The sequence below is a fragment of the Marinobacter alkalisoli genome, from assembly GCF_045449855.1.
In the GTDB taxonomy this organism is placed as follows: Bacteria; Pseudomonadota; Gammaproteobacteria; order Pseudomonadales; family Oleiphilaceae; genus Marinobacter.
Genome location: NZ_JBJJLC010000025.1, coordinates 202348 through 218315, shown reverse-complemented (window position 1 = coordinate 218315; position 15968 = coordinate 202348). Strand labels below are relative to the sequence as shown.

General features: G+C 57.0%; 16 protein-coding genes. 7 read left to right on the top strand and 9 right to left on the bottom strand.

What is annotated here, in order from left to right; all coding sequences use genetic code 11:
* The first annotated feature begins 62 nt into the window (after positions 1-62).
* A complete protein-coding gene (locus ACJO5Y_RS11035; RefSeq protein WP_406987186.1) occupies positions 63-1922 on the top strand; it encodes a M48 family metallopeptidase in 1860 nt (619 codons plus the stop codon).
* Between the two features lie 190 nt (positions 1923-2112).
* The gene (locus tag ACJO5Y_RS11030) at positions 2113-3216 is read left to right on the top strand and encodes a mandelate racemase/muconate lactonizing enzyme family protein (RefSeq protein ID WP_406987185.1); all 1104 of its coding nucleotides are present in this window, start codon (positions 2113-2115) and stop codon (positions 3214-3216) included.
* A gap of 55 nt (positions 3217-3271) precedes the next feature.
* On the opposite strand, the gene ACJO5Y_RS11025 is transcribed toward ACJO5Y_RS11030, so the two are convergent.
* The 4 genes from ACJO5Y_RS11025 to ACJO5Y_RS11010 form a co-directional block, all read right to left on the bottom strand.
* Positions 3272-3865 carry a hypothetical protein gene (locus ACJO5Y_RS11025; protein WP_406987184.1) on the bottom strand — a complete coding sequence of 198 codons (594 nt, stop codon included), beginning with the start codon at positions 3863-3865 and terminating at the stop codon, positions 3272-3274.
* 81 nt (positions 3866-3946) lie between these two features.
* Positions 3947-5347, bottom strand: coding sequence for a selenium-binding protein SBP56-related protein (locus ACJO5Y_RS11020; RefSeq protein ID WP_406987183.1), 1401 nt, complete (start codon positions 5345-5347; stop codon positions 3947-3949).
* A 96-nt stretch (positions 5348-5443) separates the two neighbouring features.
* Positions 5444-6040 carry an NUDIX hydrolase gene (locus ACJO5Y_RS11015; RefSeq protein WP_406987182.1) on the bottom strand — a complete coding sequence of 199 codons (597 nt, stop codon included), beginning with the start codon at positions 6038-6040 and terminating at the stop codon, positions 5444-5446.
* 35 nt (positions 6041-6075) lie between these two features.
* Positions 6076-6744 (bottom strand): glutathione S-transferase family protein, encoded by a 669-nt coding sequence (locus ACJO5Y_RS11010; protein ID WP_406987181.1) that lies wholly within the window; start codon positions 6742-6744, stop codon positions 6076-6078.
* Between the two features lie 135 nt (positions 6745-6879).
* Here ACJO5Y_RS11010 and ACJO5Y_RS11005 point away from each other — a divergent pair, with 135 nt between their 5' ends.
* Positions 6880-7335, top strand: coding sequence for a GatB/YqeY domain-containing protein (locus tag ACJO5Y_RS11005; protein WP_406987180.1), 456 nt, complete (start codon positions 6880-6882; stop codon positions 7333-7335).
* 93 nt (positions 7336-7428) lie between these two features.
* Entirely contained in the window at positions 7429-8067 is a 639-nt protein-coding gene (locus ACJO5Y_RS11000) for an SDR family oxidoreductase (RefSeq protein WP_406987179.1), read from the top strand.
* Positions 8068-8070: 3 nt separating this feature from the next.
* Here ACJO5Y_RS11000 and ACJO5Y_RS10995 read toward each other — a convergent pair whose 3' ends face one another.
* Positions 8071-8958 (bottom strand): hypothetical protein, encoded by an 888-nt coding sequence (locus ACJO5Y_RS10995; RefSeq protein ID WP_406987178.1) that lies wholly within the window; start codon positions 8956-8958, stop codon positions 8071-8073.
* Between the two features lie 289 nt (positions 8959-9247).
* On the opposite strand from ACJO5Y_RS10995, the gene ACJO5Y_RS10990 reads away from it, so the two are divergent.
* From ACJO5Y_RS10990 to ACJO5Y_RS10980, 3 genes are read left to right on the top strand one after another with little or no spacing between them, the layout of a single operon-like run.
* Entirely contained in the window at positions 9248-9757 is a 510-nt protein-coding gene (locus ACJO5Y_RS10990) for a class I SAM-dependent methyltransferase (RefSeq protein ID WP_406987176.1), read from the top strand.
* A 27-nt stretch (positions 9758-9784) separates the two neighbouring features.
* Positions 9785-10480, top strand: coding sequence for a VWA domain-containing protein (locus ACJO5Y_RS10985; RefSeq protein WP_406987175.1), 696 nt, complete (start codon positions 9785-9787; stop codon positions 10478-10480).
* 57 nt (positions 10481-10537) lie between these two features.
* Entirely contained in the window at positions 10538-11263 is a 726-nt protein-coding gene (locus ACJO5Y_RS10980; protein WP_406987173.1) for a DnaJ domain-containing protein, read from the top strand.
* Between the two features lie 43 nt (positions 11264-11306).
* On the opposite strand, the gene ACJO5Y_RS10975 is transcribed toward ACJO5Y_RS10980, so the two are convergent.
* From ACJO5Y_RS10975 to ACJO5Y_RS10960, 4 genes are all read right to left on the bottom strand, one after another.
* Positions 11307-12128: a transporter substrate-binding domain-containing protein gene (locus ACJO5Y_RS10975; RefSeq protein WP_406987172.1), complete on the bottom strand. Its 822-nt coding sequence runs from the start codon at positions 12126-12128 to the stop codon at positions 11307-11309.
* A gap of 43 nt (positions 12129-12171) precedes the next feature.
* The gene (locus ACJO5Y_RS10970) at positions 12172-14094 is read right to left on the bottom strand and encodes a methyl-accepting chemotaxis protein (protein WP_406987170.1); all 1923 of its coding nucleotides are present in this window, start codon (positions 14092-14094) and stop codon (positions 12172-12174) included.
* Positions 14095-14159: 65 nt separating this feature from the next.
* Positions 14160-14561, bottom strand: coding sequence for a heme-binding protein (locus ACJO5Y_RS10965; protein ID WP_406987169.1), 402 nt, complete (start codon positions 14559-14561; stop codon positions 14160-14162).
* Positions 14558-15916 (bottom strand): uracil-xanthine permease family protein, encoded by a 1359-nt coding sequence (locus ACJO5Y_RS10960; protein WP_406987168.1) that lies wholly within the window; start codon positions 15914-15916, stop codon positions 14558-14560. Before ACJO5Y_RS10960 ends, ACJO5Y_RS10965 begins: the two co-directional genes overlap by 4 nt.
* Between the last annotated feature and the right edge of the window lie 52 nt (positions 15917-15968).

Here is a 15968-nt window from a genome sequence, read left to right as displayed (position 1 = left end):
GGGAGAAGTGCATTGAATCAGAAAGGATTACTCACTGCATGGAACGACGCCAAGGAAGTGGTATGAGCAGTATCTCAGAGGAAGAGTTCATTCAGTTAGTACGCAAGGCTGAGCAGGATACCGCTACCAACCCCCGCCGTTATCTGGTCAAACTGGCGTTGTTTGCGGTGTTGGGGTACGTCGTGATCTTCGGAGCGTTGCTCACGCTTCTCGGCCTTGTGGGGGGACTATTGGCGGCGGCGTTTTTCAGTACGGCCCTGATCTTATTTTTGCTCAAGAAGAAACTCATTTTTGTCCTGCTATTGGCCATCTGGGTTCTGTTGCGGGCGCTGTGGGTGCGATTTGAGCCCCCGGATGGGTATGAGCTTAAAAGGAAAGAATTTCCACGGCTATTTGATGAAATTGACCAGCTGAGCACAAGGCTCAAGTCACTGAAGATTCATCGCGTTATTCTTGATAGGCGACTGAATGCGGCCGTGGTTCAGCATCCGCGGCTGGGGATATTTGGCTGGCACCGGAACTACCTCGTTATTGGTTATCCCCTGATGCTGACGCTGTCTCCCGAAGAAATGCGGTCGGTTCTTGCCCATGAATTCGGGCACCTTTCCGGAAATCACAGTCGATTCCACGGCTGGATTTACAGGGTAAGGCTGACCTGGATGCAGGTGATGTCGGCCTATGAAGGGGCTGAATCCTGGGGGGCATCGCTGTTGCGTAAGTTCTTCGACTGGTATTCGCCGAAGTTCGAGGCCTATTCCTTTGCCCTTGCCCGCAGCAACGAATACGAGGCTGACGGCATATCTGCTGAGCTCACATCGCCTGAAACTGCCGCGCGTGCGCTTGTGAATGTCTATGCAACGGCACCCTACATTGAAGACCATTATTGGCAAAGCTACTTCAAGCACGCAGATGAAGTTGCGGAGCCTCCCTTTGCTCCGTTCGCCGGGCTGGCAAGTTTTCTCGACCAGAGCCCGTTGAGCCGGGAGGAAATGAAAGAGCGCATTGCGGCGGAACTAAAGGAGGAGACTCATTACGCCAATACCCACCCGAGCCTGCAGGACCGTCTCCGGAATCTGGGAGGAGTGCCGCCGGGCGTGACGACTCCCGAAGTTAATGCCGCCGATGCCTGGCTGGGAGAAGCTGGTCGCAAGGTTATGGCGGACTTTGATCAGCAATGGCTGGCGCACAATAGTGATGCCTGGCGGGAGCGCTTTGAATACGTCACCAACGCCCGGGAACAGCTGGAAAAGTTTGAGAGCAAAAGCCCCTCCGAGATGTCTGACGACGATTTGTGGGATTACGCCTGTTGGTCGCGGGAGTTTGTTTCGGACGGGAAGGCGTTACCATTGTTCCGCGCCTACCTGGAACGTAAGCCCGATGCGCTGGGGGCTGCCTATTATCTCGGCTGCATTCTGTTGGACCAGGGCGATGAGGCGGGCCTTGCCCCCTTGGCGCGGGCCCGTACCAGTCCTAACCTGCTGGGTGACTGCGCACACCTCGGCTACCAGTTCCTGATAGATCAGGGCAGACAGGCTGACGCCGATGCCTGGTGGCAGGCCGCACTGGACCAGCAGGCGATTTTTATCGCAGCGGATCAGGAGCGCCAGGCTATTGGGCGCGACGATACGCTGGTTCAACCCGAGATTGCGACGGAGTTACTGGAGCAGTTAGTGGCTAACCTCAAGCGCCAGTCCAACGTTGGTAAGGTTTGGCTGGCGCAAAAGCAGGTTAACCACTTTCCTGACGACCCCGTTTACGTTGTGGCTTTCAAGGCCAAGGGCTTCTTCTCGTCCTATGAGAAGTTGCAGGCCCGGGTGGCGAAGCAACTCGATGTTGATGGCCACTTTTTCGTGGCCTGCCGGTCTGGTGAGAGCAAATCGTTAGCCAAGAAGGTCATCAAGACGGGCAAGCGGATTTGCTGACTGGAAACTGGGTAGGTCGAGGCTTGGCTGCTTGTTACGCCAGAGGTCGTGAACTGGCAGCAACAGTTGGACTTTGATTTGTCGAAGTCTTTGCAGCCTCTTATCTGGTAATGGCGAATACACCGCGCCAAGATCCAGGCCCCGGCTATGATGATAAGAGGCCACGTCGGCCTGGACCGGGAGGCTTATCATGCGTATCACGAGTGTGGAGGTGTATACCGCAGACCTGGAATACGCCGGCAAGGCGTATGCCTTCGCGGGCGGGCGTTCACATAAAAGGTTTACCAGTACCGTGGTCGTGCTGACCACGGATATGGGCGTTGCTGGCTATGGCGAGGTTTGTCCCTGCGGTCCCAACTACATGGCCGCTTTCGCCGAGGGGCTCCCCTCGTGTTTGTCATTGCTGGCGCCCGTTGTCATCGGAGAAGATCCACGCCAGACCTCTTTCATCCATGAGCGTATGGATCAGGCGCTGACCGGACACGCTGTGGCCAAGGCTGCCATTGATATTGCCTGCTGGGACATATTGGGAAAAACGGCCGGGCTGCCCGTCTACACTTTACTGGGCGGACTCCAGGTGCCTTCCATGCCTTTGCACAGGATTATTCCTCTGGGGGAGCTGGAAGAGATGGAAGCGTCTTTGCAACGCTATCGTTCTGAAGGGTTCCGGCACATTCAGATCAAACTGGGACATCGGGTTGAGGAGGACATCGACCGCATCCGGGTTCTGAGCAAGCTCAAACAGCCCGATGAGCTCTGGGTTGGAGACATAAACGGAGCCTGGCGGCGGGATCAGGCCGTACGCTTTTCACAGGCGATCGGCGGGGTGGACCTTTATCTGGAGCAGCCCTGCCGGGGCTATGAGGAATGCCTGTCGGTCCGGCGTCGGATAAGGCATCCAGTCAAGCTGGATGAGAGCCTCAACTCCCTGGCAGATGTACAACGGGCGCTCCGCGACGATGCCATGGATGCGATGGCCCTGAAGGTCAGCAAGTTCGGTGGCCTGACACCTTCCCGAATCATAAGGGATGTGTGCGTGGATGCCGGAATACCCATGACCATCGAAGATGCGTGGGGCAGCGGCATAGCCACGGCAGCCTATGCCCATCTGGCGGCGAGTACACCGGCCAGGGCTTTGCTGAATACAACGGATCTTCACAACTACAACACCACTCAGCTTGCCACCGGTGCCCCCGAAGTGTCCGGCGGCCGAATGACGCCGAGTGATCGCCCCGGGCTGGGTGTGGTTCCGGATTTCAGTATGCTGACATTGCGCGACGTCTACGAAGCATAATGAAAATAAGGCGAGGGTGACTTCCCCCTCGTCGGCCGTGTGGTTCTGTGTTTTATCAGGTTTGAATCAATGCAGTGCCAGCACCAATGCATCCGACAAGGATAAGGCTTAATGCCCAGAGCACGTCCAAATTAAACCAGCTGCGCGATAGAAATCTCAGCCCGAGCCAAACATACGTCACGACAGCAAGCACGCTGCCCGCAAGGCTCATAGCAGCGGTATGTACGATTGCGACCAGCAACGCAAATCTAAGATTGTTGGCGATTAACGCGCCCGCCGCCCCGTGGCCAGCGTTATTCATGGTTGGATCACTACCCATCCCCAGATAGATTGGCACCAGCATAAGTCCCGCCCCATGCGCCATGGCTGCCAGGAAAGACCACAGTGCAAGTCTGCTTGGCGGCACCCGTGCGAGAAAGCGGGGGTGGCGGCGGTAGATCAGTATGATCAGGCCCACCGATAAAACCAACAGCCCCGCACCAATGCGCAATTCCCGTTCCCACATCACGAGGGCTGTCATCACCGAGAACGGCAAAAGGATCGCCAGCATTGCCAGAAAATGTCCGCTGGCCAAAGCAACCAGTGCCGCAGGCATTGCAGAAGATCGGCGTTCCATTAGTGCGGCAGATACCACCAGGGGCCATCCCATGCCTGGGTTCACCCCATGATAGAGTCCTGAAGCGATGACTGCCCACCAAAGGGCCGTCATCGTTGTTGGCTCACTCAAAGCTCAAACGTTCGGATAGCAGAAGCTATCGGTCGAGCAATCGCCCCCTTCCAGCCGGATCTGATGACTTCGATAGCCTTTGGGGAAGTCAACCCAGAAATTTTTGTTCAGGGTCAACCCGCCATTTTCTCCAACGTCAGCGCAAACCATCGCCGCCCCTCGATCACCAGGATAGAATTGATCGTCCCAGGTGGAATAAAGCGAGTTGGTCCAATAGACGCGTTTGCCATCGCGGCTGATTTCGACCATCTGCGGGCCATAGCCAAAGTCTCGGCCGTTGGGGTGCTTATGTTTGGCAACAATGCCTCCGATTTCGACTTTGCCAACAAGTGTCGGATTCATCGGGTCGGATACATCATATTGATGCATTTCCCCCAGGCCCCAGCAGGAGACGTAAAGGAACCTGTCGTCCAGGCTCAAGTCGATATCGGTAATCAGAGGAGGTACTGCCGAAAAGCCCTTTAGCATCTCTGGAAGATCGGCGGGATCAGCGGGAACGGGATCGATTACAATGGTTTTCTTGGCCTCGAATGTTCCATCCGCAGTTCGCCTCCAGGTAAATACTGCGCCTTGCAGGTTGGTTGTATCGACCACGACGCCGCAAAAGCCATGTTGCTTGGCGGGATCGTGTGCAGGCCGGATTTCCAGCGCCATCTGGTGGTTGGCACCTAGGTCGATGGTCTGGATATTTTGGCGGGCGCGCAGATCCCAGAAATGGATACTGTGTCCGTATTTGTTGCTAAGCAGGTCTTCTGCTACCAGGCCGTTCTCGAACTGCGGCGGTAGCCCCCACTCGGAACTAACCATGTAGTCACGCGGCAGGTTCCACCAGAAATCATAGTGCTTGTCCTGAATGCCCCTGTCCATTTCATAACGGCCAAGGATATCGAAGGTCTCACAATCCATGATGAAAATGCCCGGAGGGCCATCAGTCCCGTCCACGCCACCGCCGCCTAACGCCGAAATATAGATCCCTTCAGGGCCGCAATGAACCGTGTGGGGGCGCGAATAGCCCGTTTTGGCGAACAGCTCTTCGGGCTCGATGATTTTGTGAATTTTGGGCTTCCGCGGCTCTTTCACGTCGATTACGTAAATGCGACTGGAACGGATGCTGGGAATAATCAGGTAGCGCCGTTCAAGGAACGCATGACCGCTGAGCGGTGACAGCGCCGAAGAGCAAGCGTTCCAGCCAAAGTGGTGAAACTCGTCGCCTTTGTTGGGCATGAAAAGGCTATGGACAATGTGAGTGTAGGTTTTTGAAGTGGGGTCGACGTCGATTACCGCCAAACCATCCGGCTGAGAGCCATCCGGACTCAACAACAGTGTGAAGGCAAGCGTTTCTGCCGGGGCTTCCATGGCCAATTTTGCGGTCGGGTGGAACGTTGGATCAGGTCTTAGGTTCATGGTCATCTCCTTCCTGGAAGCTGATAGCTTTTTTGGCTATTTAATGACCATAGCTCGAACCGAAATTATTTGACAGGTTCCCCAGAGCTATTCAGCTTATCTGGTGATGGCAATCAAGCCGCGATCAAGGTCCAACGCCAACAGCTCCTGCAACATGCTATAACTCAGCCCCCATATGCAGTAATCCTGATATCGGCAACAGGGGAATTTCAAGGTGCCGAGAGGCGTGCGCCAGGGCAGTCTGCTCTGGTTTTCCTTGGCTGAGAGGTAATCGAGGGGAACCCACACCACTCGCTCGACTTCATGGTTCAGCGTGACGGGCTGCGTTCCCTGCCACTCGTAAACATAGGGCGTGACGACCATCGGTCGCCAGCGGCTGTGATGGCGGGTAATCAGGTCAGACAGCCGGGCTTGGAAACGGCCGTGACGCATCAGGTCGACACCGGTTTCTTCTAGGGTTTCCCGTTCGGCGGCTGCTCGGGGTGTGGCGTCATTCGGTTGCATTCGCCCCCCGGGAAAGGCCATGTCCCCGGACCAGGGATCGCCTTCCCGACGGGCCCGCTGAATAAACAGCAGCTCAACTCCGCCATCTTTTGTCCGCCGATAGATTAAAGCGACGGAGGCGCGGGTCAGGCGACGCCGGAAAGGTAGCTTTTGGGGGCGCAGGGATGGCGCCCAGCGGTTAGGTGTCACAGAGCTCTGTCCTTTGTTGTTCGCTGACAGTCTACTCAGGCAAAATCATATTTTCCGCCCTTTTCAAGCGCCTTCTGGTAAGCCGGTCTGGCGTGCACTCGTTCCACCCAGGCGTTGATATGGGGCCGGTTCTTGCCGACGATGCCCCGCGCCACGGAGGCTTCCAACGGAAAGCTCATCTGAATATCCGCCGCGCTGAGGTTATCCCCGAGAAACCAGGTGTTTTTCGCCAGGTGGGATTCGACAAAGTCCAGGTGCGTTTTGATCATCGGACCGATGAACGTTTCATTGGTTTTGTCCACAATGCCTTTTGCCACGGGCTTGATAAAAAACGGCATCGGGCTGGTTTTTACCTTTTGAAATACCAGGCGCATAACCAGCGGCGGCATCAAAGAGCCTTCGGCGTAATGCAACCAGTAGGTGTAATCCAGCCACGCCTGGCCGCCGGCCTCTGGCAGCATGCTGTCTTTGCCATAGGTGTGGGCCAGGTATTCGATAATGGCGCCGGACTCCGCCACCACCAGATCGCCGTCGGTGATCACCGGTGATTTACCCAGCGGGTGTATTTTTTTGAGGCTTGCCGGCGCCAACATGGTTTTGGGATCACGCTCGTAACGCTGGATCTCGTAGGGCACTCCCAACTCTTCCAGCATCCAGAGAACGCGTTGTGAGCGGGAATTGTTGAGGTGGTGAACTGTAATCATGCAGAAACTCCGTTCGCATCAAAAGAATGAGCAGGTTAGTAGTGTAGGCTGCAAATGGCTTTTTGGTTCACTACGATCGTGCTTTGAGTCACTATTTGGGAAAGTTTCCTTAACCCACAGAACAGGAGGCCGGCAATGGCGGAAGGAACACTCAAGGACCAACTGAACACCGCAGTGAAAAACGCAATGCGGGAGAAGGACAAGACGCGACTTGTCACCCTGCGTATGGCCCAGGCCGCGGTCAAACAGATTGAGATTGATGAGCGCCGGGAACTGTCTGACGAGGACGTTCTGAAGGTGTTGGATAAAATGCTCAAGCAACGCCGCGATGCTGCCAGTCAATACGACGATGCCGGTCGCGAGGAGCTGGCCGACAAGGAACGGGCGGAAATGGTGATTATCGAGGAATTTATGCCCGCCGCCCTTACCGAGGATGACCTGGACGGCCTGATTCGTATGGCAATCCGTTCAACTGGCGCTCAGGGCATGCAGGACATGGGGCGTGTGATGAACGACCTGCGTCCCCAGGTGCTTGGTCGGGTCGACATGGGCCATCTGAGCAAGAAGGTGCGGGCCGCGCTGGCGGGTTAATGGATGTCCCGGTATTCGCTGCCTTGAATTGTGCGCGCAGTGCACTCAACTATTAAGGATATTCACGCCAAACAGCTAACCAGGAGATCCGCCATGCATGTGTTTATTGCAGGAGCCAACGGGCAAATCGGCCAACACCTGTTGCGGGAAATGGCAGACAGCGATCATGAGGCACGGGCCTTGGTCCGGCACCCGGGTCAGGGGCCGGAATTGCAGCAGCTGGGCGCTACGGAAACCGTGCTGGGCGATCTGGAACAGGACTGCAGCGAGGCCATGAGAGGCTGCGACGCGGTCATTTTTACCGCTGGCTCAGGTCCTCATACCGGGCCGGATAAAACCATCGATGTGGATCAGGACGGTGCTATCCGGCTGGTGGATACCGCCAAGGCCATGGGTATAAAGCGCTTTGTCATGGTGAGCAGTATGCGGGCTGAGGAGCCGGAAAAGGGGCCGGAAAAACTCCGTCATTACCTTCGTGCCAAACGCAACGCCGATGAGCACCTGAAGAATAGCGGCCTGAATTACACCATTGTTCGTCCGGGTCAGCTGACCGATGATGACGGTACGGGCACGGTTGCGGTGAGTGCGAGGCTGGAGGATTTCGGCAAGATTCCACGGCAGGATGTTGCCCGCGTACTGCTGGCGGTGCTGAATTCGGATACGACCACTAATCGAGTCTTTGATGTGGTGTCCGGCGACACGCCGGTGTCGGAGGCACTGGCAAAGCTGTAAGGTCTACCAGCCGAGCCTTACACTCCCAAAAAGGGCATCGCCCAGACGTAGATCCAGGGTACCTGCGTCCTGATCCCGATACCGGACGCGGGTATCCACACTCGCGCCGATTCCCAGAACCACCGCTGGCCATAACCTTTCACCTGAGCGGATCCGGTACGTCAGCTCCGTTCTCCACTCGCGCAGATAAAGCGCGCTTTCGACCTCCCGAGCCGGATCAAGCGTGGCCCAGCGATCCCCCTCGCGCTCCAGTCGAAGCTCCCAGCGTTCACCGGGGCTTTGCCATCGCAGCATGACAGGCAGATCCATCAGCCAGTGGCCGTTATCACCCGCGTGCTCCCAACGCACCCGGGGAAGCCAGCGGAAAGATCCGAAGCGATGATCGCCGCCGACCCCCAGGCTCAGGGGCGAGCCCTCACTTACTGCCCGGAACATCGCCACACGGCCATTCACCACATCACTATGAAATGTCTGATGCTTGAACATATTGGAGGTACCGGCAAGGCCAGCCCGCGCTTCCACGCGGTAAAGCTGATGCTGCCAGTGGCCCCCGAAGGTCAGCCGGTGCAAATGGCCGTTGTGCGCCGGTTCACCGGTGCGTATGCGCAGAGGCTGATAATCGTAATCAACGCCGAACGCGCCCGCAGCGCCCTGGCGACGCCAGCCCAGTCCACGCTGGGAACGGCTCATCTCGGTGGCCGACGGCACATCTTCCGGCCAGTCGTAGGGCTGCCACTGGCGATACAGCAGGTAGAAGTCACTTGAGGCCTGAGCGGCGCACGGCAGGGCCAGGGCGGCTACCAGAAGAACCACCGGAGGGGAAAAACACGATGTCGCACGACCTATGGTTTGAGCACAACGCCCCTTGAACACCATGCTGCTCCCAGTCATCAGAGGTATTCAGGCTTGTTTACCAACAATACCGTTTCGGCGGACTCATTGCCCAGTGTCCCGTGCGTCGGGGATCGCTTCCAGTATAGCTTCCCATTCTTCCAGACTTCCGCTTTTGACCGTATTGTGTTCAGGTCATACTGCTATAATCGATTAACAATCCAGGCGGCAAGGTTGAGAGAACGCTATGGTAGAGGAAAGTAGGGGCCCTAAGTACGGTTCAAACCGGAGAACAAGCCCGGCGGCCTTCTTCCGTGGATTCTTGCGGGAACCGCGTCAGGTGGGATCGGTGATCCCCAGTTCGCGATTCCTGGAGCAGCGAATCGTCGAGGCGTCGAACCTGTCTGCCGCCAGGCGGGTCGTGGAGCTGGGGCCCGGCACCGGCGGCACCACGCGAACGTTTCTGCGGCACCTTGCTCAGGATGCGCGTTTGCTCTCAATCGAATTAAGTCCTTACTTTCATGAGCTGCTTGGTGAGATTGCAGACCCGCGCTTTACCAATCATTTGGGCAGGGCTGAGGATATGGCAGAGATTCTGGCGTTGCACGATATGGGGCAACCGGATGTGGTCATCTCCGGTATTCCCTTCTCGAAAATGCCGGAAGCCGTTGGTACCCGGGTGGCGCAGGCGGTGAAGGACAATTTGGCCGAGGATGGGCGGTTCATTGCCTATCAGTTCCGCCGGGATGTGGCCTGGATTACCGACCCGATCATGGGGTCGCCCGCCTCCTGTACGCTGGAACTACGGAACATCCCTCCGATGTGGGTTTATAGTTGGCTTAAGGCTGCGGATGGTTGAGCCAGCCCAGGTGGTTTTGAGAAGCTTATGTCCGACAAAGAGCTACGCACCAAATCCGATAAACAGTCTATCGACCAGTTTATCCACCAGGTCCGCACGCTGCCCAAGCAGGGGGGCGGGCAGGGCCGATTGATTTTCGCCCTGGACGCCACCGCGAGCCGGGAGGCAACCTGGGATCAGGCTTGCCAATTGCAGAGTGAGCTGTTCATGGCGACCCGGGATTTGGGCGGCCTGGCCATTCAGCTTTGCTACTACCGTGGTTTTGGCGAATTCAAGGCCACGGGATTTGTTACCGAGACCGGTCAGCTGCTGAACCTGATGAACGGCGTTTCCTGCCTGGGTGGCCACACCCAGATCAGCCGGGTATTGGCACACGCCGTGAAAGAAACCCGCGCAGAGGCCGTCAAAGCGGTGGTGTTTATCGGGGATTGTTGCGAGGAGCCGGTGGACGAGCTCTGCCATACCGCCGGAGAACTGGGCATGCTGCGAACCCCGGTGTTCATGTTCCATGAGGGCGCCGATGCCCATGCCCGGGCGGTGTTCCAGCAGGTGAGCAAGCTGTCCGGAGGCGCCTATGCCCCCTTTGATCGTAACAGCCCGCAGGTTCTCAAGGATCTTATGGCCGCTGTTGCGGTCTATGCTTCCGGGGGAGCCAAGGCTTTGCAGGACTTTTCCAGCCGCAGCTCCCCGGAAGTGAAGCGCCTGACCCGGCAGATCCGATAGCGCTTGTTTCAATTCATCTTCAATCCATCGATGGGCCGGTGAGCCCGGGGTATCTGAGTGCCACTAGTAACACTGCTGGTTATCTTATTGTCGGTTGTCGCGTGGGTCTGGCTGCGCAACCAGCCGCCCAGCCAACGCAAACCGGCCATTATCAAGCTCGCGTTGATTGCCGGTATCGGGATGGTGGTTGTGCTGGCTCTGACCGGCCGGTTGCACTTTCTGTTTGTGTTGTTGGCGTTTCTTTTCCCGCTGCTACGCCGGGTGTTGCCATCGCTATTGATGGGGCGCATGGCGGGGGCAGGAAGGGGCGACGCAAAAGCCAAGCCGGGCAACCAAACCCATGTTTCCAGCGACATCCTTGATATGAGCCTGGACCATGACTCCGGAACCATGAACGGCAAGATCCTGAAAGGCCCCATGGCCGGGCGAGAGCTGGCGGATCTGGGCGAGGGTGAATTTATCGAGCTGTTACGATACTGTCGGGCGCATGACGAGGACTCTGCCAGGCTGCTGGAAACCTACCTCGACCGCCGGTTCGGGGACTCCTGGCGTGCTGACGACGAGGCCAGCGCTGACGGCGGGGAATCCGGCGATAGTGGCAACGCCGGCGGTCCTCTGACCGAAAGCGAAGCCCTGGACATCCTTGGGCTGGAGCCCGGTGCCAGCCGGGAAGAGATCATCCAGGCTCACCGCCGGATGATGCAGAAAATGCACCCGGACCATGGCGGAAGTAACTATCTGGCTGCTCGGATCAATGAAGCCAAAGAGTGCCTGCTGAGTTGATTTCTTAGCGTTGAATCCGCTTTTTTTCCTGTTGCCCCCCAAATCACTTTGAAGATGTACTAGCGTCTTTCGCTTTTTGCCGCTTGAGAAAGTCCACTTTCCATTGCTCCATGCCGAAGTATTCGGATCCAATATTGGCTTCTACCTGATACTTGTCCTTAAGAGCGGCTATTTCCTCTTGGCGCTCCGTGAGAAAACTGTCGAAACGCTGCAGCAACTCGGCATGCCTTATCGTTGAAAGCCGATAGGCGCTTCGGGTATGCGGGAGGGTTGGATCGAATACGAGGACGCCCGGTCTGGCCCGAATATTATTGATATAATGCAGGGCTACCACCACGTTATAGTAAACACCATCGCTATTCTTCAGCAGCGCCTGGCGAATCATATCGGGTAGGTTGTCGCTGGGCACCACGAGTATCTGTGAGGCTTCAATCTTTTCCTGGTACCCCCTGGCCGTCCAGCCTTCGACGAGGCCAAGCCGTTTCAGATGATCCAGATCCTGGCCAACGCGCCGCGGGGTCACCAGAGCGCCGTCAACATACTCTACAATGGGTTGGCTATAGCTCATCCGATCAGCGGTTTGAGCAGAATGGGCCCAGTCGGGATGATCCGGATATTTGAAATCCACCTTACCTTCGGCCAGGGCTGGCACTAACTGATCGACAGGTAATGGTTTATAGGTGAATGTCACTCCGGCGTATTGGGCGAACAAGTCCAGTAACTCACGGGCGAAGCCGTTATATTGGCCTTGGTCGTTAACCCCGTAATGGGGCATGAAGTTTCCCTTCTCCACCCCAACTACGTACGTCTGCGCGGCCACATGGGCCGATAAGACAAACAGTAAGCAGGCGAGTATGTGTTTCATGATTGCTCCTTATAATTGTTGGATGAGCTGCATTCCGACCTCACTAGCCCTGGCGGTCGAGCCGGAAAGCTTTCATTTGCGCTTCAAGCTTTTCTGCCATTGCACGTAACTCTTCAATCTCACGGCTGGCTGCAACCATGTCCTCGCTCGAACCTGCGCTGAGATGAGAGATGTTCTGAACGTTGGAGCTAATCTCCTCGGTGACTGAGCTTTGTTCCTCGGTTGCCGCAGCCACCTGATGACTCATCTCGACAATCCGGTCTACGTTCTCGCCTATGCTGTCCAGAGCTTCGCCCATGCTTGCAGAGGTGCTGACGGTCTCCTCGGTCGCTTTCTCGCTTGCGGTCATCGCCTTGACGGCTTGCTCGGAACCCTCCTGCAAACGCTCGATGATGGTTCGAATTTCCTGGGTCGATGATTGCGTCTTCTGTGCCAGGCTGCGAACCTCGTCAGCGACCACGGAGAACCCACGGCCATGCTCGCCGGCCCGGGCCGCTTCTATTGCGGCATTCAAGGCCAGCAAGTTGGTCTGTTCGGATATGGCATTGATCACCTCAATCACCTGCCCGATATCCTGCGCTTCCACCGCCAACTGCTGGATCGCCGAGGCCGACTCACGAATATTGTCCGCCATTCCCCCGACCTGAACAATAGAACGAGACATGCCTTCACGAATGTCATTTGCGCTCTTGCCGACCTGCTCCAACTGGTTTGCAGTATCCGTAGCGCTTTTGGCAATTTCCTGAACCGTGGCTTCCATTTCGCATACCGCCGTGGCAACGGAGTCGGTCAGACTACTTTGCTCCTTGGCTCGACTGGTGTTGGCGGTCATGACGGTGGAGGTTTGCTCGACAAATGACTTAAGCCGGACCGCCGTCTCTAAAAGACCCCGAACCATCTCTCGTTGGGCCCCGACAAAGCGGTTAAACCCGTTCGCCAGTTGGCCCAGCTCGTCTTTGCTTTCGACCGTCAGTTCCTGAGTGAGATCACCGCCACCTTTGGCAATTTCGGTCAGTGCTCGAGTAATTTTTGTGAGTGGTTGCGTCATACGGGTGGCGACCAGGGCTATGATGCCCAGGAAAAAGAGGGCGACGAGGACGCCAACGAGTAACGAGATCTGGTTGGCACGGTTAGCCTCGCCATAGATCTCGGCAGACGGAACCTCTACTACGATGCGCCAGTCCGTTATCGACAGAGGCAAGCTGGCGGCGATGTAGCGACTGCCATCACGATCAAACTCGGTCAGTTGGAATGTCGAGCCTTCCAGCAGCTCTTCGGCGGAAGTCGGAGAAATAACCTTCGATAGGGACTGGTCCGTTTGCTGCAGGTCTGGATGAATGTTGACCTGGCCCTTTGCTGACACCAGGTACACGATGCCGGTTTCGGCAAAGCGGAACGCCCTGATCCGTTCAGCCATCTGATCAAGTCCGATCCCGATCCCGGTTACCCCTACCGCTTCGCCGCGATCCTCCATGCGCGCATTGATAAACAGGGTGGGCCTGCCCGTCGCTTTGTCCACGTCCAGCGAAAGCTCCATCTTCTCGCCGCTTTTCAGAAAATCGTAGAACCAGGGGTCCGCCTGGCGGGTCACTACCCTGTCGATGCCTTTGTGGGTGTAGTACTTACCCGTTTCCACTGACACGAAATGGGCGGAGGCGGCTTCCTGACTGTGCCGTACGCCTTCCAGGTAACGGGTTGCAGGAGCGAGATCGTGCTCTGGCTCGCGGTCGCTGATCCACTCTTTGAGGTAGCTATTCTCAGCAACCAAGCGCGAGGCCGTAATAGGAGCCTGGAGGTCTCGCTCAACAGAGCTTGCTATGGCCTCCAGGCTGGCCGGAAGTGCTGAATTGAGAAGGTACCGATCCAGAAGCTCCCGCATCTGGAAGATATTGAGGGCAACCAACACTAAAGTGCTGGCAAACAGTGCTGCCCCCATTCCTGTTATTAGTTTTAGACGAATGCTCATTGATACTCCAGGGCGGTTGCGTCGATACCCAGCATGAAAGCCGGTTCTTCAGGGCGCTTCGAGGATCAGGTGATCGCGCCAATGCCGGCCTTGGCTATCTGCACATCCTGGTCGGGCTTGACGCCGGAGACGCCCACACTCCCGGCTACCTGACCGTCCAGGATCACCGGCACGCCGCCGGCGAGAAGACCCTGAAGCGGTGCGGAAAGAAACGCATTTCGCCCGTTGTTGATCATGTCTTCGAAGACCTGGGTTTCTTTCCGGCCGATGGCGGCGCTACGGGCTTTTTCCGTAGCGACAAGCGCGGTGAATGGTGCAGTTGCATTCAGCCGGCGCAGGCCCAGCAAATAGCCGCCGTCGTCGGCCACCGCTATGGTCACCGGCCAGCTGTTGGCTTCGGCTTCTTTTTGAGCCGCATCAAGAATCAGATTTACGTCTGTCAGGTCCAGTACCGGTTTTGTCTTCATTGTGTTCTCCTTGATTCAGGGCATTTCGGAAGGATCAGGTTCAGCGCGATGGCGGTAATGGCCCCAGGGATCAAACCGGATTCGATCATGGCTTGCAGGTTCTCAGACAGGTTGGCATAGAGCCCTTCTTGCGCCGGCAAACCCACCGCGATTGTGAGAGAGGTGCCGATGATCAGCATGTTGCGCTTGTCGAACGGGACGCCGCTGAGCATTTTGATGCCTGCACTGGCGATCATGCCGAACATGATGAGCACCGCGCCGCCAAGTACGGCGTTCGGAATACTGGAAACGAGGCCGCCGAGTTTGGGCAGGAGGCCGGCCAACATCAGGAATCCGCCGCCGATCGCGACGACATAGCGGCTAACGACGCCTGTCAGCGCGACCATGCCGACGTTTTGGCTGAAGCTGACCTGGGGAAAAGCATTAAAAATGGCGGCAAACACGCTGGCGATGCCGTCGGCCATTACGCCCCCGGAGAGCTCCTTTTTGGTGGGCTCACGATTCAGTCCACCCGCAGTGGTGCCCACTATGTCGCCAATGGATTCGGCAACGGTCACCAGTGACAGCAGCACCACGGGGATGATGGCCGCCATATGGAACTCGAGCCCAATGCTAAGCGGGGAGGGGAGCGTCACCCAGTCTGCATTGCCCACTTTGGAGAAATCCACATAGCCAAAAGCCGTGGCAACGGCGAAGCCAGCCAGCAAGCCGGCCAGTGGGGCAATTTCACTCCAGATACCTCGGCCGAACTGGTGAAGACCGACTGTTACGACGAGAACAAGAAATGCCAGCCCCAGATGGTGGGGAGCGCCGAAATCCGACGCGCCGAAACCACCGCCAGCGTAGGCAAGGCCAACGGGCATCAACAAAATGCCCAGCATAACGACAAAGGTTCCGGTCACCACTGGCGGGAACAGAAATCGAAACCAGGGAAGAAACAAGCCCACCAGCGCCATCGCAACGCCTCCGCACAACGCCGCCCCCAGGGCGGCAGGCAGCCCCATGCCAACCGCGATGGGAATGAGGACCGGTACGAATCCGAAGCTGGTCCCCATGACGATAGGAAGGCGAGCACCGATTCGCCCGACGCCCAACGATTGCAATAAAGTGGCGACGCCTGCAACAAACATTGCTGCCTGAACCATAAAAGCGGTCTGATCGGGAGGCAGGTCCGCTGCCCTGGCGATTATGATGGGCACTGTCACGTTGCCAACAAACATCGCCAAAACGTGCTGGATACCCAAGGGGATCGCGCGGCTCAATGGTGGCATGGAGTTGACGTCGCGGGCGCTGGTGCTGGCGCTGTAATTCTCGCTCGGCCGGGTGTCTAACTCTTCGGATGTGCTTATGGTCATGGGTCTCTCCTGATGTTGTTTTTGTAGGAATTCCTGACGGTCGGCTACCAAT

Bases quoted from the DNA above. Each gene is read 5' to 3' on its own strand.
- ACJO5Y_RS11035 (WP_406987186.1), top strand. From the start codon at position 63: ATGAGCAGTATCTCAGAGGAAGAGTTCATTCAGTTAGTACGCAAGGCT.
- ACJO5Y_RS11030 (WP_406987185.1), top strand. From the start codon at position 2,113: ATGCGTATCACGAGTGTGGAGGTGTATACCGCAGACCTGGAATACGCC.
- ACJO5Y_RS11025 (WP_406987184.1), bottom strand. From the start codon at position 3,865: ATGGGATGGCCCCTGGTGGTATCTGCCGCACTAATGGAACGCCGATCT.
- ACJO5Y_RS11020 (WP_406987183.1), bottom strand. From the start codon at position 5,347: ATGAACCTAAGACCTGATCCAACGTTCCACCCGACCGCAAAATTGGCC.
- ACJO5Y_RS11010 (WP_406987181.1), bottom strand. From the start codon at position 6,744: ATGATTACAGTTCACCACCTCAACAATTCCCGCTCACAACGCGTTCTC.
- ACJO5Y_RS11005 (WP_406987180.1), top strand. From the start codon at position 6,880: ATGGCGGAAGGAACACTCAAGGACCAACTGAACACCGCAGTGAAAAAC.
- ACJO5Y_RS11000 (WP_406987179.1), top strand. From the start codon at position 7,429: ATGCATGTGTTTATTGCAGGAGCCAACGGGCAAATCGGCCAACACCTG.
- ACJO5Y_RS10995 (WP_406987178.1), bottom strand. From the start codon at position 8,958: ATGACTGGGAGCAGCATGGTGTTCAAGGGGCGTTGTGCTCAAACCATA.
- ACJO5Y_RS10985 (WP_406987175.1), top strand. From the start codon at position 9,785: ATGTCCGACAAAGAGCTACGCACCAAATCCGATAAACAGTCTATCGAC.
- ACJO5Y_RS10975 (WP_406987172.1), bottom strand. From the start codon at position 12,128: ATGAAACACATACTCGCCTGCTTACTGTTTGTCTTATCGGCCCATGTG.
- ACJO5Y_RS10970 (WP_406987170.1), bottom strand. From the start codon at position 14,094: ATGAGCATTCGTCTAAAACTAATAACAGGAATGGGGGCAGCACTGTTT.
- ACJO5Y_RS10965 (WP_406987169.1), bottom strand. From the start codon at position 14,561: ATGAAGACAAAACCGGTACTGGACCTGACAGACGTAAATCTGATTCTT.
- ACJO5Y_RS10960 (WP_406987168.1), bottom strand. From the start codon at position 15,916: ATGACCATAAGCACATCCGAAGAGTTAGACACCCGGCCGAGCGAGAAT.